Raw genomic sequence first — 24,779 nt, 5'->3', positions numbered from 1 at the left:
GCTGGAACGCGGCCCGGCCGGGCACCTTCGGCGGGTCGTCCTCCTGCTCGTCGGAGGCGGTGACTCAGCCGGTCCGGCCCTCGGAGCCGCCGGGGGTCGGCCGGTGCGGCTCCGCGCCGAGGGCGGCCCAGCCGGAGTCCGCCCCCGCGCCGGACGGGTCGGCGCCGGCCGGGTCGGTGCCCGAAGCGAGCGCGGCCCAGTTCGGATCCGCGGCGGCGGCCCAGTTCGGGTCCGCGGTGGGGGCCGACCAGGTCGCGTCCGCACCGGCGGCGGTCCAGGCCGGGTCCGCACCGGCAGCGGTCCAATCGGCGCCCTCGCCGAAGGCCAGCCAGTTCGGGTCCACAGCGGCGGGCGCGGCCTCGGCGCCGGTACCGGCGGTGGGCGGATCGGCCTCCGCGCCGGCAGCGCCGGCGACTCCGGCACCGGTCAGGCAGAGGACCGCGGCAGCGGCGGCCACGCAGAGCAGTCGTTTCATGGGGGACCTCCTCGGTAGGTGGGACTCCGCCAACAGTTCCCGTACGACTCATCCCGGTAACCGGCTATTCGCAGGAACACGTCACCCGGTGTCACTCGCCCTCCGTACGGCGGATCAGCGGCGCGCGCAGAAGGTGGCGGGCCCGCCCGACCGGGGCGAGGTGCCGCAGGCCCGGCTCCCCCGCCCCGGCGAGCGGCCGGCGGCTGGGCAGGAGGAGGCGGAGCAGCGCGAGGTGGACGACGGCGCCGATCGTCATGCCGGCCCAGAGGCCGTGGACGCCGAGCGGACCCGACAGGGCGGCGCCCGAGCCCAGCTGGGCGGCGAGGCCGAGCAGCACGGCGAGCACCAGCGGGCGGCCGGCGCCCGCCGCCTGGTGGACGCCGCCGAGGGCGACCACCAGCGCGTAGGGCAGCAGGTAGAGGGCCGCCATCCGCAGGAAGCCGACCGCCTGGCCGGCCACCGCGGGATCGTCGGTGAACAGCGCCACGACCGGCACCGCGGCCGCCGCACAGAGCACGGCGGCGCCCGCGCCGAGGGCGGCGGCCAGCTTGGCGGTGTCGCGGCCGAGGGCGCGCACGGCCGCGGCGGAGCCGGCCCCGGCCAGCCGGGCGGCTTCGATGGCGGCCGCCTGCCGGACGGCGTAGAAGGCCATGGTGACGACCAGCAGGACGCGGTAGCCGACCCCGTACCCGGCGACGGCGGACACCCCGAAGGAGGAGACCAGGGCGAGCTGCGCCGTGCCGACGCCCATCCGCGCGGTGAAGTCCAGGCCGAACGGCGCGCCGGCGGCGGTGACCGCCCGGGCCTCGGAGAGCAGCCCGCCGGTCGGCACCGGCAGCCGGTGGCGGCGCCGGAGCAGCAGGGTGACCGCGAGGGCGACGGCCCGGGAGGCGGTCAGCGCGAGCGCGGCGCCGCTCACGCCGAGGGCGGGCAACGGGCCGGGCCCGAGGATGAGCAGCGGGTCCAGGAGGAGCAGCAGGGCGTTGGAGAGCAGCGCCGTCCGCATCGGCGTCCGGGTGTCGCCGGCGCCCTTGAACAGTTCGTCGGCGACGCGCTGGGCGAAGAACAGCGGGAAGGCCGGGAACGCCACGGTGAACCAGTCGGCGGCGAGGGCGGCGGCCTCGCCGTCCAGGAAGGCGCCGGCGAGCGGTTCGCGGAGCAGGAAGCCGGGAACGGCGAGCGCGAGGCCGCCCAGCGCGCAGAGCCGCCAGGCGACGCGGGCGACCCGCCCGGCCGCGACCGGGTCGCCCGCGCCGTGGGCCCGTGCGAGCCGCACGGTCGTCCCCGAGGCGACCACCAGGACGAGGCCGAGCAGCAGGTTCTCCACGGTGCCGGCCAGGGTGACGGCGGCGACGGCGGGCCCGCCGAGCCCGGCCACCCAGAAGGTGCCGGTCACGGAGGCGACCACCCCCGAGAGCAGCTCGGCGTAGACCGGTCCCGCCAGTGCGACGAGCCTCGGCAGGTTCCCCCGCATGCTTCCTCCCCGATGTCCCCGGTGTTCCGGGCATCCCGGAGGTTCCGGAGGTTCCGGAGGTCCCCGCTGCCCGTGCAGTCCCGGTCGCGCGCCGGACCCGCCGGCGCGACCCCGAATAGAGATACATCGAATCGAGGCACCTCGACAAGAGGTAGCATGAAGACCGCACGAGAGGGCGCGCGAGCACGGAAGCGCGCTCGCCGGTTCGGACGAAACGCCACGACGACGGAAAGGCCTCGACCGTGCTGACGCTCGCGATCCTCGGATTCCTGTACGACGAACCGCTGCACGGCTACCAGCTGAAGTCCCGGATCACCGGCCTGACCGGCCACGTCCGGCCGGTCAGCGACGGCGCGCTCTACCCCGCCATCACCCGGCTGGAGAAGGCCGGGCTGCTGCGGCGGCGCAGCGAGCCCGGCAGCGGGGCCGTTCCCCGGCAGGTACTGGAGCTCACCGCGGCCGGACGCGCCGAGCTGGAGCGCCGGCTGGCCGATCCGGAGGAGACCGAGATCTCCGACCAGATCCGCTTCTTCACCGTGGCGGCCTTCCTGGACCGGCTGGACGACCCGGCCCGGCAGGCCGCGGTGCTGCGGCGGCGGCTCGCCTTCCTGGAGGCGCCGAGCAGCTTCTTCTACGACGCCGGGGGCCGGCCGGTCACCGCCGAACAGGAGCGCAACCCGTTCCGGCGCGGCATGCTGCTGGTCGCCCGCGCCTCCGGGGCGGCCGAGCGGGCGTGGCTGGCCGAGACGATCGCCGCCCTCGACGGGCAGAACCCGCCCGGGGAGCCGGACGCCTGACCGGCCGAATGCCTGAACCGGGCCGGACGCCGGGTTCCGGCGTGGTCCCGCCGCGGTGCGGCGTGACTATGATGAGCCGCCACCCACCCCGGCCGGCCCGTCCGGCACCACGGCACCGCCGCGCGTGACCAGGACGCGGGCCCGCGCCCGCTCCGTCCCGTCCCGAGGGAGACCGCCGTGCCCAGTGCCGAGACCGCCGCCTCCGACGCCTCCGGTCGGTCCGCCTCCGGACAGTCCGCCTCCGTGCGGTCCGCCGCGGCTCCGGACACGCCGCTGTCGGACACGCCCGGTCCGGCCGCGCGCCCGGAGTCCATCCCCGGCTGGTTCTTCCGGCTCGACCAGGAGGCCTTCCGGCACCTGCTCACCGCCCAGAGCGAGGCCGGGCTCACCGGCGACATCCTCGAACTCGGCAGCTACCTGGGGCGCAGCGCCGTCCTGCTCGGCGACCACCTGCGGCCGGGCGAGCGGCTGACGGTCTGCGACCTGTTCGACTCCCAGGCGGACGACGCGGACAACGACGCCGAGATGGCGATGTCCTACCGCTCCTCGCTGACCCGGCGCGGGTTCGAGGCCAACTACCTGGCGTTCCACCCGGAGCTGCCGACGATCGTGCAGGCGCCGACCTCCGTGCTGGCCGACGGGCGCATCCCGGCCGGCAGCTGCCGGTTCGTGCACGTCGACGCCTCCCACCTCTACGAGCACGTGACCGGGGACATCGAGGTGGCGCGCCGGGCGCTGGCCGAGGGCGGGCTGGTGGCGCTGGACGACTACCGCTCGGAGCACACGCCGGGTGTGTCCGCCGCGGTCTGGCAGGCGGTGTTCACCGGCGGGCTGTGCCCGGTGCTGCTGACGCCGATGAAGTTCTACGGGACGTGGGGCGATCCGGAGCCGGTCCGCGAGGCGCTGCTGACCCGGGACTGGCGGGCCGAGGGGTTCACCGTCGACGAGGACGCCATCGCGGGCCGGCGGGTCCTGCGGCTGAACAACGCCGTGCGGCCGGCCCCGGCGCGCTCCGGTTCGCGCCGGCTGCTGCTGGACCTGCTGCCGCCCGCGGCCACCCGCGCCGTCCGGCGGGGGCTGCGCACGCTCCGGGAGCGGCGTGCGGCCCATCCCGGCGGGGCGGGCCGGCGGGGCCGGTAGTCTGTCGGCCGTGCACCGACGGACCACCGCCCACGGGCCCCGCCCCGCCCACGGCCTCCGGTGAGCGGCTTCGTCCCGCCCGAGCCCCCGGCCTTCGCCGCCGCCTCGCCGCGCGAGCGGGCGGCTCGGGTCGTCACCGAGGTGCTGGCGCCCGTCCCGCTGGTGATCACCCTGCTGCTGGTCGTCGGCGCGCACGCCACGGACGGCTGGAGCGGGGTCGGCTGGGGGCTGCTGGCCGCGTTGTTCTGCGGGGTGGTGCCGCTCGGGGTCATCGCGCTCGGGGTGCGGCGGGGCGCGCTGACGGACAAGCACATCCGGGTGCGCCGCCAGCGGGTGGTTCCGATGGGGGTCAGTCTGCTCTCGGTGGTGGCCGGCGTGGCGCTGCTGTACCTGCTGGACGCCCCGGCCGAGGTGGGGGCCCTGGTGGTGGCGATGCTGGCCGGGCTGGTCTCGGCGCTGGCCGTGACGGTGTGGTGGCAGATCTCGCTGCACAACGCGGTGGCCGGGGGGACGGCGATGATCCTGCTGCTGGCACTCGGTCCGGCGTCGCCCGCGCTGCTGGCCGCGGCGGCCTCCCTCCCGGTGGCGGCGGGCTGGTCGCGGCTGGTGCTCAGGGCGCACACACCGGCCCAGGTGGTGGCCGGGACGGCGCTCGGCGGGATCTGCGCGCTGGTGTTCGTGCTGTTGCGCTGATCCCGCGGCGCGGACGCCCCCCGGCGGGCGGGCCCGCCGCCGGTAGGGTCGGCCGGTCCGCCCGCCGGCCCGGTGGGCGGACCGATCCCGCACCGTGGAGGGCGCCGTGGAACCGCGACTGCCGCACCTGCCCGAGCCGTTCGAACCGGCCGGGCCGTCCAGGCCGTTCGACCTGTCCGGCACGTCCGGCCCGTTCGCGGGGGCGGATCCGGCCGACGGCCCGTACCTCCCGGCCGACGAGGACCTGGTCGAGGCGCTGCTGGCGCTCGCGGTGCCGTTCGAGGAGGTGAACGGCCTGGTGGCGGCCCGCGCCCGGCTGGCCCGGGACGCGGGACTGCGGGCGGCCTTCGAGGAGATGCTGCGCGCCCAGGTGCGCGCGGTGGGGACGCTCGGGGAGCCGTCCGGGCTCGACCGGGACTGGCCGGCGGGCGTCGCGGACGGCGCGGACGGTTCGCGGGGCGCGGGCCTGGCGACGCTGCTCTTCGTCGCGCTGGCCCCGTACACCCGGGCCCACCACCGCGCGCTGGGCGTCGCGCCGGAGGTGAGCCGGTCGACGCTGGCCGATCTCGGCCGGCAGCTCGCGGTGAGCCGGTGGCGCGGCCGCACCGGACTGGGCAATCCGCGCTGGCTGACCCTGCACTTCCGGGGCGAGCTGTTCCAGCTGGGCCGGCTGCAGTTCCAGCGCCGGCGGCCGAACGGGGCGGACGGGGCGGACGGGGCGGACGGCGCGGCGACGGGGGCGGCGGACACGGCGGAGGCCGGCGAGCGGAGCCTCCAGCTGCACATCCCGGACCACTGCGGGCCGCTCTCCCCCGGGGCGTGCGACCGCGCGCTGGACCGGGCCCGGGCGTTCTTCCCCCGGCACTTCCCCGGCGAGGCGTACCGCAGCGTCTGCGTCTTCTCCTGGCTGCTCGACCCGCAGCTCGCCGGCCACCTGCCGGCGGAGTCCAACATCATGCGCTTCCAGCGGCGGTTCACCCCCCTGGTGCGGCCGGACCGGCCGCGGGTGCCCGAGGACACCAACCCGCTGCGGTACGTCTTCGGCGACGTCGAGCGGCCGTTGGAGTCGTTTCCCCGGGACACCGTCCTCCAGCGCGCCCTGGTCGACCACCTGCGGGCGGGCGGCCACTGGTACGTGTGCGGCGGCCGGCTCGCTCTCTGACGGCCCCCGGGTGCGATTGAATTCCTCAGATTGATCTGAATCATCAGATTCATCCGACCGCATTCACTCCACCGAGGGAACTTCCTTTAAAGATTTGCCCACGGAATGTTAAAGAGCGCATAGTGATGGCGTCTCAGTTGGCCCTAGGAATGGCCAACTTATGGCAAAGGACCGTGCGCGTTCCGCACGGGCCCCTGGCAGACGAGGAGATGGCGTTGCGTCACGGGAACCTTCACGACGGCTACGGGCAGCGGCTGCGCGAGCGGATCGCCGCCCCGGGGGCGACCCCGCTCATCGGTGTCTACGACATGTACTCCGCCTCCATCGCGGCCGCGCACTACGACGGCATGTTCGTCTCCGGCTTCGGCTTCGCGGCCTCCTACTACGGCCTGCCGGACATCGGCTTCATCGCCTGGCCGGACATGGTCGCCTTCGTCGAGCGGCTGCGCGGCGCCTTCCCCCGGCACCACCTGCTGGTCGACATCGACGACGGCTACGTCGACCCCGAGGTGGCCTGCCACGTGGTGCGGCGGCTGGAGCGGATCGGCGCCTCGGGCATCATCCTTGAGGACCAGAAGCGCCCGCGCCGCTGCGGCCATGCCGACGGCAAGCAGGTCCTCCCCCTCGACGAGTACCTGGAGAAGCTGGACCAGGTCCTCGCCGCCCGCACCGACCTCGTCGTGGTCGCCCGGACGGACGCCACCGAGGAGGCCGACATCCTGCGCCGGGCCGAGGCCCTCGCCGCGACCGACGCGGACGTGGTGCTGGTCGACGGCGTGCGCAGCGAGGAGTGGATCCGCCGGATCCGCCGGGTGGTGGGCGACAAGCCGCTGTTGTTCAACCAGATCGCCGGCGGCAAATCGCCCCGGCTGTCGCTCTCCGAGCTGGGCGCGCTCGGCGTGGACGTCGCCATCTACAGCACACCCTGCCTCTTCGCCGCGCACCAGGCGATGGACGAGGCGCTCGCCGGGCTGAAGGTGGCCGACGGACGGCTGCCGGCCACCGCCGGGGCGCGGCAGGGCATCGGCGTGCGGGAGTCCACCGCGTTGCTGGAGCGCAACATCCCGCGCCCGCAGGCCCGCGAGGAGGTGGGCGTGTGATGCCGCGGGCGTTCGGAGCGGCGCCGCGGGGCGTCCCGCAGCGGCTGCGCCCCGGCCGCCGCCGGGTCGCGGCGGCGGGGCTGGCCGGGGCCTGGGCCGTGCTCGGCTGCGCCGGCGCGACGGAGGCGTCCGCGGCGGCGTCCGCGACGGCGGAGGCGTTCCCGGGGGCGGAGGCTCCCTCCGCCGGACGCAGCCTGGTCACGGTGATCGACAACTCCCGGGCGGACTCGATCGTCGAGGTCGACCGGACGGCCGACCTGCAGATCGGGCGCGGCGCGGCCGGAAGCGACCACGACGGCTCCACCGCCCTGGTGACCGGTCTGCTGGGCGCCGCCCCGGCGGTCCCCGAGGTGGAGGAAGGGGGCGGGGAATGACCACGGCCCGTCAGCACCGGGCACCGCCGCCCACGGCCCGGGCGCGGGGCCGTCCGCCGGGCGGCGGCGGGCGGGGGCGGCCGTGGTGGCGCGCGCTCGACCCCTATGTCGCGGCGCTGGCCGGGACGGTGGCGCTGGCCTCGCTGCTGCCCGTCACCGGACGGGCGGCGCGCGGCGCGGAGCTGGCCTGCGACCTCGCGGTCGGGCTGCTGTTCTTCCTGTACGGCGCCCGGCTCTCCACCCGCGAGACGCTCGCCGGACTGCGTCACCTGCGGCTGCACGGACTCGTCCTGGCCTCGACCTTCGTCCTGTTCCCGATGCTCGGGGTGGCCGTGACGACGCTGCTGCCCGGTGCGCTCACCGGGCAGCTGCGGACGGGCGTGCTGTTCCTCTGCCTGGTGCCGTCCACGGTGCAGTCCTCGGTGGCGCTCACCGGCGCCGCCCGGGGGAACGTACCGGCCGCGATCTGTGCCGGCACCTACTCCGGCCTGGTGGGCCTGGTGCTGACGCCGCTGCTCGCGGCCTGGCTGCTGGGGGCCCGCGCGGCGCTCTCGGCCGACGGTCTGCTGCGGATCCTCGCCCAGTTGCTCGCGCCCTTCGTGCTCGGCCAGGTGCTGCGGCCATGGATCGGCGGCTTCCTGGGCCGGCACCGCCGGGCGCTCGCCCCGGTCGACCGGGGCTCGATCCTGCTGGTCGTCTACACCGCGTTCAGCGGGGCGGTGGCGCAGGGCATCTGGTCCACCGTGACACCGTCCGCGCTGGTGGGGCTGGGGGCGGTCCTGCTGGGGCTGCTCGCGGCCACCGTGCTCGCGGTCCGGCTCGGAGCGCGGCTGCTGGGCCTCGACCGGGGCTCGGGGATCGCGGCGGTGCTCTGCGGTTCGCAGAAGAGCCTGGCCGGCGGGCTGCCGATGGCCGCCGTCCTCTTCGGGCCGCAGGCCGGGCTGCTGGTGCTGCCGCTGATGATGTACCACCAGCTCCAGCTGGTCGCGGGGGCCCTGCTCGCCGGCCGCTGGGCCGGGGCGGCGCAGGGCCCGCCGGAGGCCGGCGGAGCGGCGGCCCCCGAGGGGGCGGCCCCACCGGCGCGGGCCTCCCCCGGAGCCGCCTGACGCGGATCCGCAGGACCCGGGATCCGCAGGACGTGGGCAGGGAGGCCGGGGCTTCCGGGGCGGCTGCGGGAGCGGCCCCGGAACGGCGGGGACCTCGTACCGCGGTGGGCGGCACGAGGTCCCCGGGAGCGGCGCCGGGTGCGGGGTGGGTTCCGCGGGGCCGGCTCGGCTCTGTGGATCAGCCCCGCGGGGCGGCGTCCAGGACGCGGGCGTCCTCGGCGATCAGCCGGGCGCGCTCGGCCGGGATGCTGCGGCCGGCCTGGTTGTCGGCCCAGTGGGCGAGCGGCTGGTACTGGCCCTGGCCGAGCATCACCGTCAGGGTGGCGACGGCGTTGCGGTCGGCGCCCGAGGTGAGCACCAGCGAGGCCAGGCCGGTCGGGCTGGCCGCGACGGTGAACTCGGCGGTCGTCGCGGCACGGCCACCGGGGCCGGTGGCCTCGGCGCGCAGGGTGTGCTTGCCGAGCGCGAGCGCGGTGGTGTCGAGGGGCGAGCCGGCCGGCAGCTCCTTGCCGTCCAGGGTCAGCCGGACACTGTCGGCGCCGACGGCCTGCACGGCGGTCACCGGCTGCTGGGCGCGGTCCAGGGTCGCACCGGAGGCCGGCGAGGTGATCGCCACGGTGGGCGCGGCCGGCGGGGTGGTGACGGTGCCGCCCTGGAGCCACGCGGAGTTCCAGCCGGCCAGCTCGGCCGGCCGGTTGGTGATGATGCCGTCGACGCCGGCGGCCTCCAGGGCCTTCCAGCGGGTGGCCGAGTCGACGGTCCAGACGTTGACCGCGACCCCGGCCGCGTGCAGGTCCTTCACCACGCCGAGGCGGCTCGCGAGGGCACCGTCGGCGGGGTTGTAGGCGGACAGGCCGAGCTCCTTGGAGATGGCCACCGGATCGGCGTCGAGGTCGCCGCGCAGCAGACCCAGCGGCAGCTCCGGGGCCAGCTCGCGGGTGTAGCGCAGGGCGTCGACCTCGAAGCTCTGCACGAAGACCCGGCCGGTCATGCCGTGGTCGCGGATCTCCTTGACGATCCGGGCGACCTCGTCGCGGCTGTGCTTGCCCTTGATCTCCAGCAGCAGGTTGCCGCCGCGGGTGCGCAGGTCCTCCAGCTGGGCGGCCAGGCTCGGCACCCGGGCGCCCGCGTAGGTCGGGCCGAACCAGGAGCCGGCGTCGAGCGCGTCCAGCTGGGCGGCCGTCAGGTCGCGGATGCGGCCCTTGCCGTTGGTGGTGCGGTCGACGGTGTCGTCGTGCAGGACGTACGGGACGCCGTCCTTGCTGGGCTGGACGTCGTTCTCGATCCACTCGGCGCCGCCGCGGCGGGCGATCTCGTCGGAGTCCAGGGTGTTCTCCGGGGCGGCGGAGGAGGCACCGCGGTGGGCGAAGACGGTGAGCGGCGAGCCGGCCGGGCGCAGCCAGCCGCCGGGAGCGAGCGCGGTCACCTTGAGGTCGTCGAAGGAGACCTTCGAGCCGTTCACCACCAGGGCCTGGCCGCCGTCGGCGCTGCGGGCGACCTGGGAGGTCCGCAGCACCTCCTTGCCGTCGAAGATCCAGCGGGCGGTGGTGCCGTGCACCTCCACGGCGATCCGCATGTCACGTCCGGTGCCGGCGGCGGTCGGGGCGGAGCCGGTGTTGGTGACGTTCCAGCTGTTGGCGGGGGTGCGCTGGGCGAACTCCAGGCCGTTGGCGGCGGTGGTGCCGGAACGCATGGTGGCGATGGACCACGGGGTGGCGCCGCTCGCGGGGACGTCCAGGCCGAAGGCGGTCCAGCGGGCGGCGTCCTGGACGCTCTCGAAGCGGGCGGTGGCCTCGATGCGGAAGTCGTCGAGGTGACGGCCGAAGGTGATCCGGCTCTGCTGGCCGGAGTTGGCGGAGGTGCCGACCAGCCGGCCGTTCTCGACCTTCCAGTCGCCCTCGACGGCGCTCCAGCCGGCGGGCAGGGCGCCACCGGCGAAGTGCTCGTCGACGACGACCTCGCCGGCGGCCGGAGCGGCGGGAGCCGCGGCCGCGGCGGCGGGAGCCGCGTCGACGGGGGCGGCCGGCTCGGCGGAGGCGGCGCTCGGGGCGGTCAGCGCGACGGTGGTGAGGCTCAGTGCGGAGGCGACGGCGGCGGCCAGCAGACCGGTGCGACGTGCCCGGTGGGGGCGGTGACTCTGTGTCATGGGCGGCACGCTAGGGACGGCGACCGAACCGGAAGCCACCACTCCGAAAACCGTTCGTGACCATTGCGCGTGCGGTTCGTGGCGATGGCGGATTCCTTGCGGTGAATGGCCGGTTCGCTTCCGTACGGTCCGCCGGGCGAGACTCCGGGGGCGGGAGCAAGGACCGCCCGGCGGACCAGCGGCGTTGCGCTCCGTGCAACCCGGTGGAACGCCGGCCCGGGGCGACCCGCGCCGACGCACGCCGACCGCCGCGCCGGGGCCGGCCCGCGGGCACCCGCCCCCGGCGGCGGCACGCGCTCCGCCGGACGGCGGATGGTCCCCCGGACGCGACGGGCCGTCAATGGAGAGTCGTACGCACCGGAGCAATTCCCGCCTTCCGGGCGACTGCCGGGCGTCCGGGGGGCGAGGATGAGCGGAGCGCGTCAACCTGAACGGGGGGACAGGATGGGGCAGCACACCGGCCAAGCGCCGCCGGACACGAAGGAGTTCGGGACGGAGCTGCGACGTCTGCGGCAGGAGCGCGGGCTCTCGCTCACGGCGCTGTCACGGCTGGTCCACTACAGCAAGGGATATCTCAGCAAGATCGAGAACGGCGGCAAGCCCGCCACCACCGACCTCGCGCAGCGCTGCGACGACGTGCTGCGGGCGGACGGGGCGCTGCTGCGGCTGCTCGAACCGGCGGACAGCGGCGAGCCCGGCACCGCCGAGGACGACGACGGCCCCTGCCCGTACCCCGGCGCCGAGGCCTTCGGACCGCACCAGGCCCGCTGGTTCGCGGGACGCGGCGAGACGGCCGCCGCACTCCTGGAACGGCTCGCCGAACGGGCCGGGCACGGGCCGCTGGCGCTGGTCGGAGCGTCCGGGGCGGGAACGTCCTCGCTACTGAGGGCCGGGCTGGTCCCCGCCCTGCGCGCCGGAGCCCTGCGCCCCGACGGCGGCCCGCCGTGGCGGGTGGCGGTGTGCACCCCGACGGCGCACCCGATCGCGGCCCTGCGCACCGCCCTGCGCACCGCCCTGCCCCCCGGCGGCCCGCACGGGGCCGCCGGGCCGGGCGAGGAACCGCCCGCGGCGGGCGGACTGGCCCTGATCGTGGACCAGTTCGAGGAGATCTTCACCCGCTGTACCGACGAACGGGAGCGGCGCGCGTTCGTCCGGGTGCTCCACGCCCTCGCCACCGCACGGCCGGCCGCCCTCGTGGTGCTCGGCCTGCGGGCGGACTTCGGCGAACGCTGCCTCGCCCAGCCCGGACTCCCCCCGGTGACCGGTCACGGGCTGTTCCCCCTCCCCGCGATGACCGCCGCCGAGTTGCGCGAGTGCATCACCCGCCCGGCCGCCGAGGCCGGACTGCGACTGGAACCGGGCCTGGTCGAGCTCCTGCTGCGCGACCTCGGCACCGACGACGGCCCGGACCACGACACCGACGGCGACACCGGCCACGGCACCCCCGGCACCCTCCCGCTGCTCGCGCAGGCGCTGCTGGCCACCTGGCGCCGGCGCACCGGCCGCACCCTGACGGTCGACGGCTATCTGCGCACCGGCGGCATCCAGGGCGCGATCGCGGCGAACGCCGAGCGGGTCTTCACCGGGCTCGCCCCCGAGGACCGCGAACGGGCCCGGCTCCTGCTGCTGCGCCTGGTGCAGGTCGGGCCGGAGGGCGCCGGGTCCCGGCGGCCGGTCCCCCGCGGGGAACTCCTGGAGCCGCGCCGGGCCGCCCCGGCGGCATCCGGCGGGGCCGCCGGGGAGCATGGTGCCGGAAGGGTGCTCGACGCCTTCGTCCGGGCCCGGGTGCTGACCGTGGACCGCGACAGCGTCGCCATCGCCCACGGCGCCCTGCCGCGGGCCTGGCCGCGGCTGCGCGACTGGGTGCACGACGACCGCGCCGGTCTGCTGATCCACCGCCGGCTCGCCGAGGCCGCCGCCGACTGGGAACGGGAACGGCGCGACCCGGCCGCCCTCTACCGGGGGAGCCGGCTCGCCACCGCCCGGCAGTGGGCCCGGGACCCGGTGCGCCGGGCCGGTCTGACGGACTCGCAGGACGCCTTCCTGCGGGCCGGCCTGGAGCACGAGGAGCGGCGCCGGCGCGAGGCCCGCAGGCGGACCCGCCGCGAACGCGGCCTGCTCACCGCCCTGGCCGGACTGCTCGTGGTCGCGCTCACCGCCGCGGTGTTCGCCCAGCAGCAGCGGACCGCCGCACTGGACCAGGGCCGGGCGGCGGCCTCCCGCGCGATGGCCGTCGAGTCCGTCCGGCTCGCCGTGGGCCGCCCCGAGGCCTCGATGCTCCTCGCCGACCGGGCGTTCGCCCTCGCCCCGACCGCCGAGGCCCGCGGCGCCCTGCTGAGCACCCAGGCGCAGCCCTTCGCCGGACGGCTGACCGGCCACACCGGCCCGGTGAACAGCTGCGCGATCGCCCCCGACGCCCGGCTGCTGGCGACGGCGAGCACGGACGGCACGGTCCGGCTGTGGAGCCTGCCGGACCGCCGGCCGGTCGCCACCCTGACCGGCCACAACAGCCCGGTCCGCGCGGTGGCCTTCAGCCCGGACGGGCGGCTGCTCGCCTCGGCGGGCTCGGACGGCACGGTGCGGCTCTGGGACGTCGCGCAGCGCCGCCCGCCGGTCGTGCTGCGCGGCCACGTCGGCCCGGTCCGCGCGGTCGCCTTCGGAGCGGACGGCCGGACGGTGGTCTCCGGCGGCGCCGACGGGACGGTCCGGGTCTGGTCGGTCGTCGGGTGGGACGCGCCGCCCGCCACCGAACGGGGCAGGGCCGACGACCCACGAACGGACCGGGCGGCGGACTCGAAGGCGGATCGCACATCGGACCGCACGACGGACCGGACGGCGTTCCGCGCGGGCACCCGTCCGTCCCGGGCCGACCCCACCGCGGCCCCGAGCTCCTCCCAGCCCGGCCTCGCACCGGAGGAGCCGCCCGCCGAACGCCGGCTCCTCGTGACCCTCGACGGCCACGACGGCGAGGTGCTGGCCGTCGCCACCGGCCCGGACGGCCGGACCGCCGCCTCCGCCGGCGCGGACCACACCGTACGGCTGTGGGACACCGCCGACGGCACCGCCACCGCGACCCTCACCGGCCACCACGGCCAGGTCCTCGGCCTCGCCCTCAGCCCGGACGGACGGACCCTCGCCTCGGCGGGCGCCGACCGCACGGTGCGGCTCTGGGACATCGCGACCCGCACCGGGACCGGCACGCTCACCGGCCACGACGACGACGTCAACGCGCTCGCCTTCGCCAAGGACGGCGCCACCCTGGCCACCGCCGGCGGGGACGGCACGGTCCGGCTCTGGGACGTCGCCGGGCGCCGGGTGACCGCCACCCTCGGCGGCCACACCGACTACGTCCAGGGCGTCGCCGCCAGCCGGGACGGCACGCTGCTGGCGACCGCCGGGTTCGACCGCTCCGCCGTGCTCTGGGACCTGGGCGCCGCCACGCTGACCCCCCGTCCGTACGCGGAGATCTGGCGCGCGGTCTTCAGCCCGGACGGCCGCACCGTCGCCACCGCCGGCGCCGACGGCACCGTCCGGCTCTGGGACGTCGCGACCCTCGGCGAGACGGGCGCGCTCACCGGCCACGGGGGCCAGGTCCTCGGCGTGGCGTTCAGCCCGGACGGCCGGCTGCTCGCCTCCGCCGGCGCCGACGCCACCGTCCGCCTCTGGGACCTCGCGACCCTGCGCGAGCGGGCCAGGTTCACCGGGCACCAGGGCTCGGTGTTCGCCGTGGCGTTCAGCCCGGACGGGCAGCTGCTCGCCTCCGCGGGCGAGGACCGCACGGCCCGGCTCTGGAACGTCGGCCGGCTCGGGCCGGAAGGCGTCCTGATCGGCCACCAGGATTTCGTCAACGGCGTCGCCTTCGCCCCGGACGGCCGCACCCTGGCCACCGGCAGCGACGACCTGACCGTGCGGCTGTGGGACGTCGCCGACCGGCGGCCGACCGCCACCTTGACCGGGCACACCGGGGCGGTGCGGACCGTCGCGTTCTCCCCCGACGGCCGCACGCTCGCCAGCGGCGGCAACGACGCCACCGTCCGCACCTGGGACACCGCGGCCCGGCGCGCGCCGGCCGTGCTCACCGGGCACACCGGGGCGGTGCGCACCGTCGCGTTCTCCCCCGACGGGCGCACCCTGGCCAGTGCCGGCAACGACGGCACGGTCCGCCTCTGGGACGCCGGCCGGAGCACGCCCACCGCCACCCTCACCGGCCACGGGAACGCCGTCTGGTCCGTCGGGTTCAGCCCCGACGGGCGGACGCTGGCCAGTGGCGGCAGCGACGGCACGGTGCGGCTGTGGCGCCCGGACACCGCCGAGCGCTCGGCGGCGGTCTGCGCGCTGCTCGGCCCGGTGGACCGCGACCGCTGGGCGCAGCTGCTGCCGGGGCAGCCCTACCGGAAGGGGTGCGGCGCGGGCTGACCCCCGGAGGTCACGGCAGCTCGGCCGCGGTTTCCCGGGGGGTTTCCCGTTTCCCCCCGCAACGGGCGACGGCGGTCCGCTGGACGCCGTCCGGACGTCCTTGCGACGCTCGGAACCGACGCCCCCGGGGTCCGGCTCCGGCGACCCGTCCGACCCGTCGCGGCCCGGCCGCACCCCGGCGGACCACCGCCCGGCACGCCCTCCGCGCGTTCCCGGCCCCTGCCCGGCGGCTCCCCCGACCACGGCCGCGCCCGGCACCGCGTCACGCCCAGCAGCCAACACCCAGCACCCACACCCAGCACCCAGACCCGCACCGCAGCGAAAGGACCCGCACCACCATGGACCTCCGCAGGAAGCTCACCACGCTCGGCATCACCCTGGCGGCCGCCACCGGCGCCGCCGTTCTCCCGGCCGTGCCGGCCCACGCGGCCGCCGACTGTTGGGACGCCGGCTGGACCTACACCGGGACCGTCGGCGGCACCGTCAGCGGCAGCTGGCGGGTCCACTACTGCAACAACGTCCCCAACACCAGCGTGCGTTCGCAGCCCTCCAGCGCCTACCCCGTCACCGGCACCATGCGCAGCAACCCCAGCTGGTTCGTCTGCAAGACCGACGAGGGCGGCTACAACGGCGGCGGCCCGCACCCCTACCGCTGGCTGTGGACGCAGTCCGACACCGGCGGCTGGGGCTGGATGGCCGACTCCGCGATCTACAGCGAGACCAACCCGGTCCCGGACTGCATCACCGGCTGAACCACCACCGGCCCCCGGGGCCCACCACCGGAGCACCGCCGACCCGCCGACCCGTCGACCCGCCGACCCGTCGACCCGTCGACCCGTCGACCCGTCGACCCGTCGACCGCGTCATCGTCAGGGCCGCCGGCCGGAAGCACCGGCCGGCGGTCCCGGCCCTTCGTGAACGGTACGAGAAGAGGACTTCCGTGCGAGCGAAGCACCACAGCACCGCCCTGGCCGGCGTGTTACTCGCCCTGCTGGCCGGGTTCCTGACCACCGCCGCGCTGCCCACCCCGGCCACGGCGTCCCCGGCCGCCACCGCCGCCGTGCCCACCGGCACGACCGCCACCACCTGCGCGGCCCAGGGCACCCCGTTCTCGGCCGCCGCCGGACGGGCCATCACCGCCTCCTGCACCCAGGTCGCCGCCGGCACCTGGTACACCTGGGGCGGCGGCCACGGCCCCACCCCCGGCGCCACCTACGGCTCCGTGGACCCGAGCGACCCCGAGCGGTCCAAGAACGACCCGTACCGGATCGGCTTCGACTGCTCGGGCTTCGTCCGGTGGGCGTGGTCCCAGGCCGTCGGGTACGACGCCGTCGGGCAGAAGGACGCCGCCGAGATCTTCGACCTGCCCGGTCAGCGGCTCGGCACCGACACCGGCGCGCTGCGCCCCGGCGACCTCGTCTTCTGGGGCCGCTCCTGGGTCCACCACGTGGCCCTCTACCTCGGCGCCGGCAAGATCGTCGAGGCCCGGGAGTCCGACACCCACCTGATGGTGTCCGACTTCTCCAGCCACACCGCGTCCGACTACGCCGGGGCGCTGCGCTTCTCGCCCACCGACCAGGGCCAGCCTCCCACCACCGAGCACCAGACCTGGAGTTCGGGGGTGAACATCCGGCCGACCCCGGCCACCTCCGGCGCCCCGGTGGCCGTCCTGCCGGGGCCGACCACGGTCCGGGTCCAGTGCCAGGCGCACGGTGAGAGCGTGACCGCCGAGGGCTACACCAACGACGCCTGGTCCTACCTGCCGGACTACCGCGGCTGGATCAGCAACATCTACGTCCAGGGGCCGGCCTGGCTGCCCGGCGTCCCCGAGTGCGCCTTCCGCCCCGCACCCACCCCCTGACCGGAGGTCACCGACCGCCGCCGGGGCCCTGCACACCGGGCCTCGGCGGCGCTGCCGCGCCCCGGGGGGCACCCGTCGGGTCCCGGGCCCGGTCGTGCCTCAGGCCGACAGCCGCTTCAGCAGTTCGGCGGCGAGCGGCGCGGCGGAGGCCGGGTTCTGGCCGGTGACCAGGTTGCGGTCGACGACCACGTTCGGGGCCCAGGGCTCGCCGGCCTGCACCTCGACACCGGCCGCCACGAGTCGGTCCTCCAGCAGCCACGCGGCCTTGTCGGCGAGGCCCGCCTGGGTCTCCTCCTCGTTGGTGAACGCCGCGACCCGGTAGCCCGCGAAGGCATTGGCGCCGTCCTCCCCGACCGCGGCCAGCAGCGCGGCCGGCCCGTGGCAGACGACGCCGAGCGGCTTGCCGGACGCCAGCGCGCGGACCAGCAGGCGGCCGGAGTCGGCGTCGACGGCCAGGTCCTCCATCGGGCCGTGGCCGCCGGGGTAGAAGACCGCGTCGTAGTCGTCCAGCCGGACGTCCGCCAGCACGACGGGGCTCTTCAGCTCCTCGGCGTCGGCGAGCACCTCGGCGACCCGCCGCGCGCCCTCCTCCCCGCCGTTGAAGTCCGGGGCGAGGCTACCGGCGTCGACGGTCGGCACCACGCCGCCCGGGGTGGCCACGGTCACGGTGTGACCGGCGGCCTTGAACGCCTCGTACGGCGCGGCGGCCTCCTCGGCCCAGAAGCCGGTCGGGTGCCGGGTGCCGTCGGCGAGCGTCCAGTGGTCGGCGCCGGTCATCACGAAAAGGATCTTCTTCGGCATGGTGGGTCTCCGGAGGGTCGGCTCGCCGGATCGACGTGCTCATGCCCCGACCGTAGGCCCGCCCGACGGTCCGCACCAATCGGAGAACCGAGGCCCGGCACCGGCGGACGGGCGGCTGCCGGGGCCGGCCGATCCCCTCTGCACCACGCTGCTCGGCGTGCTCGCCCCGCTCGCCTCCGGGGATCCGGTTGCGGGTGCCGGCCCGGCCCGGGCGGCGCGGCTGACCGGACCGGACCGCCCGGTCGGGACGGAGCGGCGGTCCCGGCGGACGGCGGTCCCGGCGGACCACCCGGCCACCCGGCCGCGGCTCCGCTCGTGGAGATCCTGGAACGGGCACCGTCGGCGGCCCGCGCCGGGGCCCTGCCCATCGCCCGCCCGCCGCCGGCGCCGATTGTCCGACCGCCGCCACCGGACCCGGGCCGCCGCCACAACCGTCCCCGCCCTGCGGGGTGACGGCCGGACGTCCCTGCCCGGCTACCCGTGCCGCGCCGAAGGCGCCTCCGGAGCCGGACGCCACGGCTGCTCCACCGGCCGGACGGCCCGTCGGCCGCCCCGGCCGGCCCGGTGCGGCGCCCGGCGGTTGCCGTCCGCGGCGGGGATCCGGTGACGCGCGGCGGTCACCGCGGCGTCCCGGCCGGCCCGCGGGGGCCGGGGAGCGGGCCGCGTGAGGCGAAGGTCCAGCGGTTGGCGGCGAGCGCGTCGTCGGGCTCGGGCCGGGGGCCGCGACCGTAGTGCCGAGTGAAGTCGAACGGGGTGTGGGTGACGGTGGCCCAGCCCAGGGCGGCCAGGTCGGCGGCGGTGTCGGGCCGCGGCTCGTCGTCGAACAGGGCGAGCAGGTCGATGCCGAGCCGGTCGCGGGCCGCGAGGTACACGGGATTGCGGCGCACGGCGGCGGGTTCCAGACCCAGCTTCACCTCGTAGGCCAGACTGCTCCCGGCCGCGCTCAGCCGGTCCACGGTGGCGACCAGGCACCGCTCCGCCGCGGCGGGCAGGTAGAGCAGCAGTCCCTCGGCGAGCCAGGCGGTCGGCGCCGCGGGGCGAAACCCGGCGGCGGTCAGCGCGGCGGCCCAGTCCAGGCGCAGGTCGCAGGCCACCGGCACCCGCCGTGCCGTCGGCCGGGCGCCGACCCCGTCCAGGACCTGCTGCTTGAACGCCAGCATCCGGGCCCGGTCGAGCTCGAAGACGGTCGTGCCGGGCGGCCAGTCCAGCCGGTGGGCCCGGGTGTCCAGCCCGGCGCCGAGCAGCACCACCTGACGGGCGCCGAGCTGGGCGGCGTGCAGCAGGTGGTCGTCCAGGGTCCTGGTGCGCAGCGCGAAGTAGCCGCCGAGCCGGCCCCACAGCGGGTCGTCCGCGACGTCCGCGTCCTCCGGGACGTCCCCGGGACGGACCGGCCAGCGGGCGCAGGCGCGGGCGGCGCGAACGAAGTGCTCGGCGAACGGGTCCCTGGCCAGGGCGTCGGGGCGGCGGCTCTCGATCGCCCGCGCGGCGGCGACCAGCAGGGCGGTCCGTCCGACCCCCTCGTCGACACCGGTGGTGACGGGAGCGGCCGCGGTGGGGGTCATGGAGACTCCAGGGGGTCGGGAAGCCGTGTCCAGACGGCGGGTCGGTCGTGGGTGGTGACGCGGGCGCCGTAGACACGGCCCATGAAGCGCAGGACCTCCTCGTCCGGGTAGTGCAGGGCGGCGGTGCAGTCGCGCAGCACCGTCACGTGGAAGCCCTTCTGGAAGGCGGTGCGGGCGGTGCTGTCCACGCAGACGTCGGCGAAGACGCCCGCGAAGACCAGGTGCCCGATCCCGTGCTCGGCGAGGTAGGGGCCGAAGCCCTCGCCGAGGAAGGCGTCGAAGCAGGCGTACTTGGTGAACACCGCCTCCCCGGGCTGGGGCGCCACGCCGTGGAACTCCGCGCCCCAGCTGCCGTCGAGGCACTTGGGGCGTTTGCCGAGGACGGCGTCCCGGTGGCGCCAGGCGGCGCCCTGGTGCTCGGGGTCGCCGAGGAAGCGGACGAAGACCACCTCGGTGCCGTGCGCCCGGGCCGTCTCGACCGCCCGGGCGGAGGTGGCGGCCACGGTGGTGAGCCGCTCCGGGTCCCCGGGGTAGCGGGCGGCGGCGACGGGGCCGGCGCAGAAGTCGTTCTGCAGGTCGACCACGACGAGCGCCGTCCGGTCCGTCCCGGCGTTCACGGCCGGTCCGCGAGCGTGCCGACGGGGAGTGTGCCGACGGGGACCGTGCCGACGGGCAGCACGTCGGCGGCCAGGGGTTCGGCGGCCCGGGCTCCGGTCGGCAGCGCGTCGCCCGCGGTCCGGGGGCCCACGAGCGGCCGGGGGGCCGCGACCGGCGGCGGCCCGGCGGGCACCCGCGCCGTCAGGCCGTCGAGCACGGCGTCGACGACGTCGGTGGTGGAGTGCCGTCCCCCGAGGTCGGGCGTCCGCACGCCGCTCCGGCCCGCCGCGGCCAGGGCCGCTTCGACGGCGGCCACCGCCCCCGGAACGCCCGCGTGCCGCTCGGCGATCGCCGCGGCGGCGCGCAGGGTGGCCACGGGGTTGACGGTGTCCTTGCCCGTGAGGTCGTCGGCGGAGCCGTGCACGGTCTGGTACTCGACCAGTTCCCCCAGCTCCGGGTGGAGGTGGACGTTCTCCGTGCAACGGTTCTCCTGCCGCTCGCCGCCGAAGCGGTCGAGCAGGACGACGTGCATGATGTCGGCCCACTCGTTGCCCGCGACGATGACCGTGCGGTCGCCCGGGCCGTGCGTTATCAGGTTGCGGTTGACCGTGTCGGGCTGGAACAGCCGCACCTCGACGCCGAGGCCCCGCGCGATCTCGTCCACCCAGTCGTCCAGGGCGCCGTCCAGCAGGTGGTGCTTGTAGGCCATCACCACCCGGGCGGGTCCGCCGTCGGGCCACTGCCGCCGGGCGCGCCGGACGGCGAAGTCGAGCACCTTGCGGGTGATCTCCCGGCTGAACTCCATGGTCCGGGTGACCACCCCCGGGGTGTGCCGGTTCTCCCCGGTGTAGAAGCCCTGGGCCTCGTCCCGGACCAGCAGCAGCGAGGCGTCGCCGGCGGTGATCGGCTCGACCTTGACGGCCTGCAGGCGCTGGCGGACCAGGTAGAGCGACTGGGCGTTGACGGCCGTCCGGAAGACGGCCGTCGTGCCGAGCCGCGCCCGCTCGCGGCAGAAGCGTTCGTAGTGGCGGGCGTCCTCCTCGGTCAGCCGGCGGATCCGCGCGGTGTCGCCCACCTCCTGCCGGAGCGAGACGTAGGAGTGGTAGGTCCGGGGGGACCTCACGATCTCGATCCCGGCACCGGAGCCGCACACGGCCGCTATCCGGTGCAGGGCCCGTTCGAAGACGGCCGCGAGCTCGGCGCCCGTTCCCCGGCCCACCGCGAGTCCGACTGCTGGTTTCACACTGCTCCTCGGCTGGTCGTCGACTGGTCCGGTACGGGCGGGGCGCCGCGGCCGGACGGATCAGGTGGTCGGGTCGCCCACCAGGTGGTCCCCCGGGATCCCCGCCTTGTCCGGGGCGTAGTAGTCGCGGATGCCCTCCGCCCAGGTGGCGACCGGGATCCGGTCGTCCGCGTTCGGCCCGAAGGCGTCGAAGAGGGCGTCGATGTTGGCGTGGCCGAAGCCGATCGCGGTCATCAGCGCGATGAACAGCGGGCGTTCGACCAGGCCGTCGCCGTCCGGGTCGCCGAGCGCGGCCAGGGCGTCGGCGAACTGTCCGATGGTCGGGCCGAAGCGCTCGGGGGACAGCACGAACTCGCGGAACTCCTCCCGGGTAACCACGCCGTCCCCGTTGGTGTCCAGCTCCGTCTCCAGGGTCACCCAGTAGCGCCGGAAGGCGGTGCGGATGGCGTCCTTGGCGGCCTCGTCCGCGTCGACCGCGGCCGCGACCACGCGCTGGGACATCAGCTCGAAGTCACCGATGTCGATCACACCGTTGCCATTGGCGTCGAACAGGCCGAAGACGAGTTCGATCCGCTGGGTGGCCTCGGTCCGCATGTGCCGCTCCTTCTTTCCGTACGTCGGGGCCGCTGGGTGCCCGATCGGTCTCCCACTATCGGCGAGCGGTGGCGGCCCGTCCGCCCAGCCGCCGTCCGCTTCACCTGATGGAGTGAAGTTCACCGACCGGCAGGGCAGTTGGCGTGACGCCGAGCCGGCGGGCGGGCCGATGACCCGGCCGGCGACCGGCCCGGCCGCCGGGTGAGCACGCCCGGGACATGACAGCCGACCGGGGGCGATGCTGCCGTACCGGCCCGCTCCCCCGGGCATATGAGCGGAATCCTCCGAACCTGATCACGGGTGTCCATGACGCCACCGTTGAACAACGGGCTGCTTGTCGGATCGGATGTCGACCTGACCGCGGCGGACCACCGGCGGACGTTCCGCCAGGACGCCCCTCCCCCGGACGGAGCAGCGCACCGCGCGGACACCGGAGCGGGGCTGGGATCTTCGGAGCACGTGCGGCTACACCGCGCCGTCCGCCGGTGCCGAGACCTGGAGGCCCCCGATGTGGCAGGCTCCCCCCGCAGCCGCCCCGTATCCGCGGGAGTGGCTGCCCGCGCTCGACCTGCCGGCCCCCGGACCGCAGAACCGGCTCACCGTGCTGCTGCGGATCCTGCTGCTGATCCCGCAGTTCGTGGTGGTGTGGGTGCTGTCGGTGGTGGCCTTCCTCGTCGCGGTCGTCGGCTGGTTCGGCGCGCTGGTCCTGGGCCGCCTGCCCGGCTTCGCGGCCGACTACCTCGCGGCGTACGTGCCGTACGAGACCCGGGTCTCCTGCTACCTCCTGCTGACCCACGACCGCTATCCGCCGTTCGCCTTCCGCACGCCGGGCCATCCGGTCCGCGTGGAACTGCGGCCGGGCGGACTCAACCGCCTCGCCGTGCTGTTCCGGCTGGTCCTGGTGATCCCGGCGGCCGTCGTCCAGGGGCTGCTGTTCGCCGGCTGGTGGGTGGTCGGCTGGATCAGCTGGCTGGTGGTGCTGATCCTCGGCCGGATGCCGCAGCCGCTGTTCGAGGCGACCGCGGCGGTGCTGCGCTACCGCATGCGCTACCTGGCCTACCTGCTGATGCTGACCTCGGCCTACCCGAAGCGGCTCTTCGGCGACGAGCCCGGCTCCGAGCCGGGCGGGCCGGTGTCGGCGACCCGCCCGCTGGTCCTCGGCGGCCCGGGCCGGGCCCTGCTGGTGGCCTTCCTGCTGCTCGGGCTGCTGTCCGGGGCGGGCGGTTCGGTCACCGCGGAGGTCACCTCGGACGACGACGAGGTCCGGCAGGTCACCGGGCCGCTGCTGCAGGGCCCCCCGACCGGCTGACCAGCGGCGCCCCGCGGCCGCCTGGTCCCCTGCCGCCGCGGTCCTCGGTACCTGGCCGGGACGGCAGGGGGCCCGTCAGCGGGTTCAGAAGGTGAGGTTCCAGGCGTCGATCGTGCCGGTGTCGCCGGCGGCGCCGTCCTTCACCCGCAGCTTCCAGGTGCCGTCGGCCGCGCTCGCGGAGGCGTTCACCAGGTAGGTCTTGGCGACGTTGTCGGCGCTGTCGCCGTCCGCGAAGTCCTCCAGGAGGTACACGGTGCCGTTCGGGGCGACCAGGGAGAGGACCAGGTCGCCGCGGTAGGTGTGCTTGATGTCCACGCCGACCTTCAGGGCGGTGGGGGCGCTGCCGCCGACGCCGGTGACGACGAGCGGGCTGTCCACCGTGGCGTTGTAGGTGATCGCCACGTCGGTCAGGGTCTCGAAGTACCTGCCGGCCGGCGGGGTGGTGCCGCTCACGGCCTTGAGCGCGTCGACCTGGCCCTCGCCGAAGAAGGCGTTGACGGCGGTGGTGCCGGTGCAGCGGCTGTCGGACGCGGGGCAGGCGACGTCGTTGGCCTGGCCGGCCAGCCGGGCCCGCAGGTCGGCCGGGGTGGCGGACGGGTTGGCGGACGCGAGCAGCGCCGCGACGCCGGTGACGTGCGGGGAGGCCATCGAGGTGCCGCTCTTGGTGCCGTACCTGCCGCCGGGCAGCGTGGAGTACACGCCGGTGGCGCCGTCCCCGCCGGGCGCGGCGACGTCGATGACGCCCCGGCCGTAGTTGGAGTAGGAGGCCTTGGCGGTGCCGCTGGCCATCGCGGAGACCGTCACGACGCCCGGCAACTCGGTCGGGATGTCCAGGCAGGCGTTGGTGATGGTCCGGGTGACCGGAGTCGAGTCGTTGGGGCTGGCGCTGTCGGTGGTCTTGTTGGCGAGGTCGACGTTGGAGTTGCCGGCCGCGGCGACCTGCAGCGAGCCCTTGCCCTCGGCGTACTCCTGGGCGCGGCGGACGCCCTCGATGATGGCCGCCTGGTCCAGGTTGTCCGGGCAGTTGAACTGCCAGGGATCGGTGTAGTAGCTGTTGTTGGTCACCCTGAAGCCGTGGTCGCCGGCCCAGACGAAGCCGCAGACGGTGTTCTCGGCGTAGAACAGCGTGCTGGTCGGCTCGGCGATCCGGACCGAGGCGATCCGCACGCCCGGGGCCACGCCGACGACGCCCTTGCCGTTCTTCGCCGCGGCGATGGTGCCGGCCACGTGGGTGCCGTGGGTGTCGACGTCGCGCCAGGCCCCGGTGCGGGTGTCGGGCCTGCCGTACGCGCAGGAGACCGAGTCGGCGGCGTCGAAGTTGGGCGCGAGGTCCTGGTGCTGGTCGTCGACGCCGGTGTCCAGCACGCCGACCTTGACGGCGGCCGAGCCGGTGGAGACGGCCCACGCCTGGTCGGCCTTGATCTGGGTCATGTCCCACCGGTTGGTCTCGGTGAGGGTGGTGGTCGCCTGGGCGGGGTTGGCGGGCAGCGCCGGGTTGTAGGCGTCGGCCGGGACGTCCGAGGTCCGGGTGGCGCCGACCTGCTGGACGCCGGGCACGGCCCGCACGGCGGCGGCGAAGCCGGTGGCGGTGGCGTGGGCGACGACGACGCCGATCGCGTCGTAACTCGCGAAGACCGTCCCGCCGTTCGCGGTGACCGCGGCCTTGGCGGCGGCGACGTCGGCGGGGGCGCTGATCACCAGGTAGGCGCGGGTCCCGGCGGCCCAGCCGGCGGCGGCCAGGGGGGCGGCCGCCGCGGCCGGGGCCTGCGGGGCGGGTGCGGCGACGGGGACCGCGCCGGCCGGGGCGGCGGGCGCCGCGGCGGCCAGGGTCGCCGGAGCGGCCAGGGCCGCGGCGGCGAGGAGGGCGAGCGCGGCGGCGGGGCGGCCGGCCCGCCGGGACAACGGACGGGACAGCGGACGGGATATCAG

General features: G+C 76.2%; 20 protein-coding genes. 11 read left to right on the top strand and 9 right to left on the bottom strand.

Annotation, left to right across the window (positions count from 1 at the left end; genetic code table 11):
* Positions 1-64: 64 nt before the first annotated feature.
* Together ACF1AK_RS04145 and ACF1AK_RS04140 are read right to left on the bottom strand one after the other, a co-directional pair.
* Complete coding sequence (locus ACF1AK_RS04145) at positions 65-475, bottom strand: hypothetical protein (protein WP_391497193.1); 411 nt, start codon at positions 473-475, stop codon at positions 65-67.
* A gap of 91 nt (positions 476-566) precedes the next feature.
* Positions 567-1,949 carry an MATE family efflux transporter gene (locus tag ACF1AK_RS04140; RefSeq protein ID WP_391497192.1) on the bottom strand — a complete coding sequence of 461 codons (1,383 nt, stop codon included), beginning with the start codon at positions 1,947-1,949 and terminating at the stop codon, positions 567-569.
* Between the two features lie 242 nt (positions 1,950-2,191).
* Between ACF1AK_RS04140 and ACF1AK_RS04135 the strand changes: the two genes are divergently transcribed.
* From ACF1AK_RS04135 to ACF1AK_RS04105, 7 genes are all read left to right on the top strand, one after another.
* The gene (locus ACF1AK_RS04135) at positions 2,192-2,746 is read left to right on the top strand and encodes a PadR family transcriptional regulator (protein ID WP_391497191.1); all 555 of its coding nucleotides are present in this window, start codon (positions 2,192-2,194) and stop codon (positions 2,744-2,746) included.
* A gap of 273 nt (positions 2,747-3,019) precedes the next feature.
* Positions 3,020-3,886 carry a class I SAM-dependent methyltransferase gene (locus tag ACF1AK_RS04130; protein WP_391497351.1) on the top strand — a complete coding sequence of 289 codons (867 nt, stop codon included), beginning with the start codon at positions 3,020-3,022 and terminating at the stop codon, positions 3,884-3,886.
* A gap of 60 nt (positions 3,887-3,946) precedes the next feature.
* Positions 3,947-4,579 carry a phosphatase PAP2 family protein gene (locus ACF1AK_RS04125; RefSeq protein ID WP_391497190.1) on the top strand — a complete coding sequence of 211 codons (633 nt, stop codon included), beginning with the start codon at positions 3,947-3,949 and terminating at the stop codon, positions 4,577-4,579.
* A 106-nt stretch (positions 4,580-4,685) separates the two neighbouring features.
* Complete coding sequence (locus ACF1AK_RS04120; protein ID WP_391497189.1) at positions 4,686-5,741, top strand: acyltransferase domain-containing protein; 1,056 nt, start codon at positions 4,686-4,688, stop codon at positions 5,739-5,741.
* 209 nt (positions 5,742-5,950) lie between these two features.
* Positions 5,951-6,841 carry an oxaloacetate decarboxylase gene (locus ACF1AK_RS04115; protein WP_391497188.1) on the top strand — a complete coding sequence of 297 codons (891 nt, stop codon included), beginning with the start codon at positions 5,951-5,953 and terminating at the stop codon, positions 6,839-6,841.
* Positions 6,841-7,215, top strand: coding sequence for a hypothetical protein (locus ACF1AK_RS04110; RefSeq protein WP_391497187.1), 375 nt, complete (start codon positions 6,841-6,843; stop codon positions 7,213-7,215). Before ACF1AK_RS04115 ends, ACF1AK_RS04110 begins: the two co-directional genes overlap by 1 nt.
* Positions 7,212-8,321 carry a bile acid:sodium symporter family protein gene (locus ACF1AK_RS04105; protein ID WP_391497186.1) on the top strand — a complete coding sequence of 370 codons (1,110 nt, stop codon included), beginning with the start codon at positions 7,212-7,214 and terminating at the stop codon, positions 8,319-8,321. The genes ACF1AK_RS04110 and ACF1AK_RS04105 overlap by 4 nt, the downstream gene beginning before the upstream one ends.
* A gap of 178 nt (positions 8,322-8,499) precedes the next feature.
* Here ACF1AK_RS04105 and ACF1AK_RS04100 read toward each other — a convergent pair whose 3' ends face one another.
* Complete coding sequence (locus ACF1AK_RS04100) at positions 8,500-10,467, bottom strand: glycerophosphodiester phosphodiesterase family protein (protein WP_391497185.1); 1,968 nt, start codon at positions 10,465-10,467, stop codon at positions 8,500-8,502.
* A 444-nt stretch (positions 10,468-10,911) separates the two neighbouring features.
* Here ACF1AK_RS04100 and ACF1AK_RS04095 point away from each other — a divergent pair, with 444 nt between their 5' ends.
* The 3 genes from ACF1AK_RS04095 (at position 10,912) to ACF1AK_RS04085 (ending at position 16,744) form a co-directional block, all read left to right on the top strand.
* The gene (locus ACF1AK_RS04095; protein WP_391497184.1) at positions 10,912-14,883 is read left to right on the top strand and encodes a helix-turn-helix domain-containing protein; all 3,972 of its coding nucleotides are present in this window, start codon (positions 10,912-10,914) and stop codon (positions 14,881-14,883) included.
* Positions 14,884-15,221: 338 nt separating this feature from the next.
* Positions 15,222-15,635 (top strand): hypothetical protein, encoded by a 414-nt coding sequence (locus ACF1AK_RS04090; RefSeq protein ID WP_391497183.1) that lies wholly within the window; start codon positions 15,222-15,224, stop codon positions 15,633-15,635.
* A 188-nt stretch (positions 15,636-15,823) separates the two neighbouring features.
* Positions 15,824-16,744, top strand: coding sequence for an NlpC/P60 family protein (locus tag ACF1AK_RS04085; RefSeq protein WP_391497182.1), 921 nt, complete (start codon positions 15,824-15,826; stop codon positions 16,742-16,744).
* A gap of 99 nt (positions 16,745-16,843) precedes the next feature.
* Here ACF1AK_RS04085 and ACF1AK_RS04080 read toward each other — a convergent pair whose 3' ends face one another.
* From ACF1AK_RS04080 to ACF1AK_RS04060, 5 genes are all read right to left on the bottom strand, one after another.
* A complete protein-coding gene (locus tag ACF1AK_RS04080) occupies positions 16,844-17,545 on the bottom strand; it encodes a type 1 glutamine amidotransferase domain-containing protein (RefSeq protein WP_391497181.1) in 702 nt (233 codons plus the stop codon).
* 617 nt (positions 17,546-18,162) lie between these two features.
* Positions 18,163-19,107 carry an SAM-dependent methyltransferase gene (locus tag ACF1AK_RS04075; RefSeq protein ID WP_391497180.1) on the bottom strand — a complete coding sequence of 315 codons (945 nt, stop codon included), beginning with the start codon at positions 19,105-19,107 and terminating at the stop codon, positions 18,163-18,165.
* Complete coding sequence (locus ACF1AK_RS04070; RefSeq protein WP_391497179.1) at positions 19,104-19,724, bottom strand: cysteine hydrolase family protein; 621 nt, start codon at positions 19,722-19,724, stop codon at positions 19,104-19,106. The genes ACF1AK_RS04075 and ACF1AK_RS04070 overlap by 4 nt, the downstream gene beginning before the upstream one ends.
* Entirely contained in the window at positions 19,721-20,947 is a 1,227-nt protein-coding gene (locus tag ACF1AK_RS04065; RefSeq protein WP_391497178.1) for an isocitrate/isopropylmalate family dehydrogenase, read from the bottom strand. Before ACF1AK_RS04065 ends, ACF1AK_RS04070 begins: the two co-directional genes overlap by 4 nt.
* Positions 20,948-21,007: 60 nt before the next feature.
* Positions 21,008-21,541, bottom strand: coding sequence for an EF-hand domain-containing protein (locus ACF1AK_RS04060; RefSeq protein WP_391497177.1), 534 nt, complete (start codon positions 21,539-21,541; stop codon positions 21,008-21,010).
* A gap of 508 nt (positions 21,542-22,049) precedes the next feature.
* On the opposite strand from ACF1AK_RS04060, the gene ACF1AK_RS04055 reads away from it, so the two are divergent.
* Positions 22,050-22,850 (top strand): DUF4389 domain-containing protein, encoded by an 801-nt coding sequence (locus ACF1AK_RS04055; protein WP_391497176.1) that lies wholly within the window; start codon positions 22,050-22,052, stop codon positions 22,848-22,850.
* An 84-nt stretch (positions 22,851-22,934) separates the two neighbouring features.
* Here ACF1AK_RS04055 and ACF1AK_RS04050 read toward each other — a convergent pair whose 3' ends face one another.
* Positions 22,935-24,752, bottom strand: coding sequence for a S8 family serine peptidase (locus ACF1AK_RS04050; RefSeq protein WP_391497350.1), 1,818 nt, complete (start codon positions 24,750-24,752; stop codon positions 22,935-22,937).
* Positions 24,753-24,779: the final 27 nt, after the last annotated feature.

It is taken from the genome of Kitasatospora sp. NPDC015120 (assembly GCF_043080305.1).
GTDB lineage: Bacteria > Actinomycetota > Actinomycetes > Streptomycetales > Streptomycetaceae > Kitasatospora.
The sequence above is the reverse complement of the archived record's forward strand: the minus strand, read 5'-3'. Positions and strand labels throughout refer to the sequence as shown.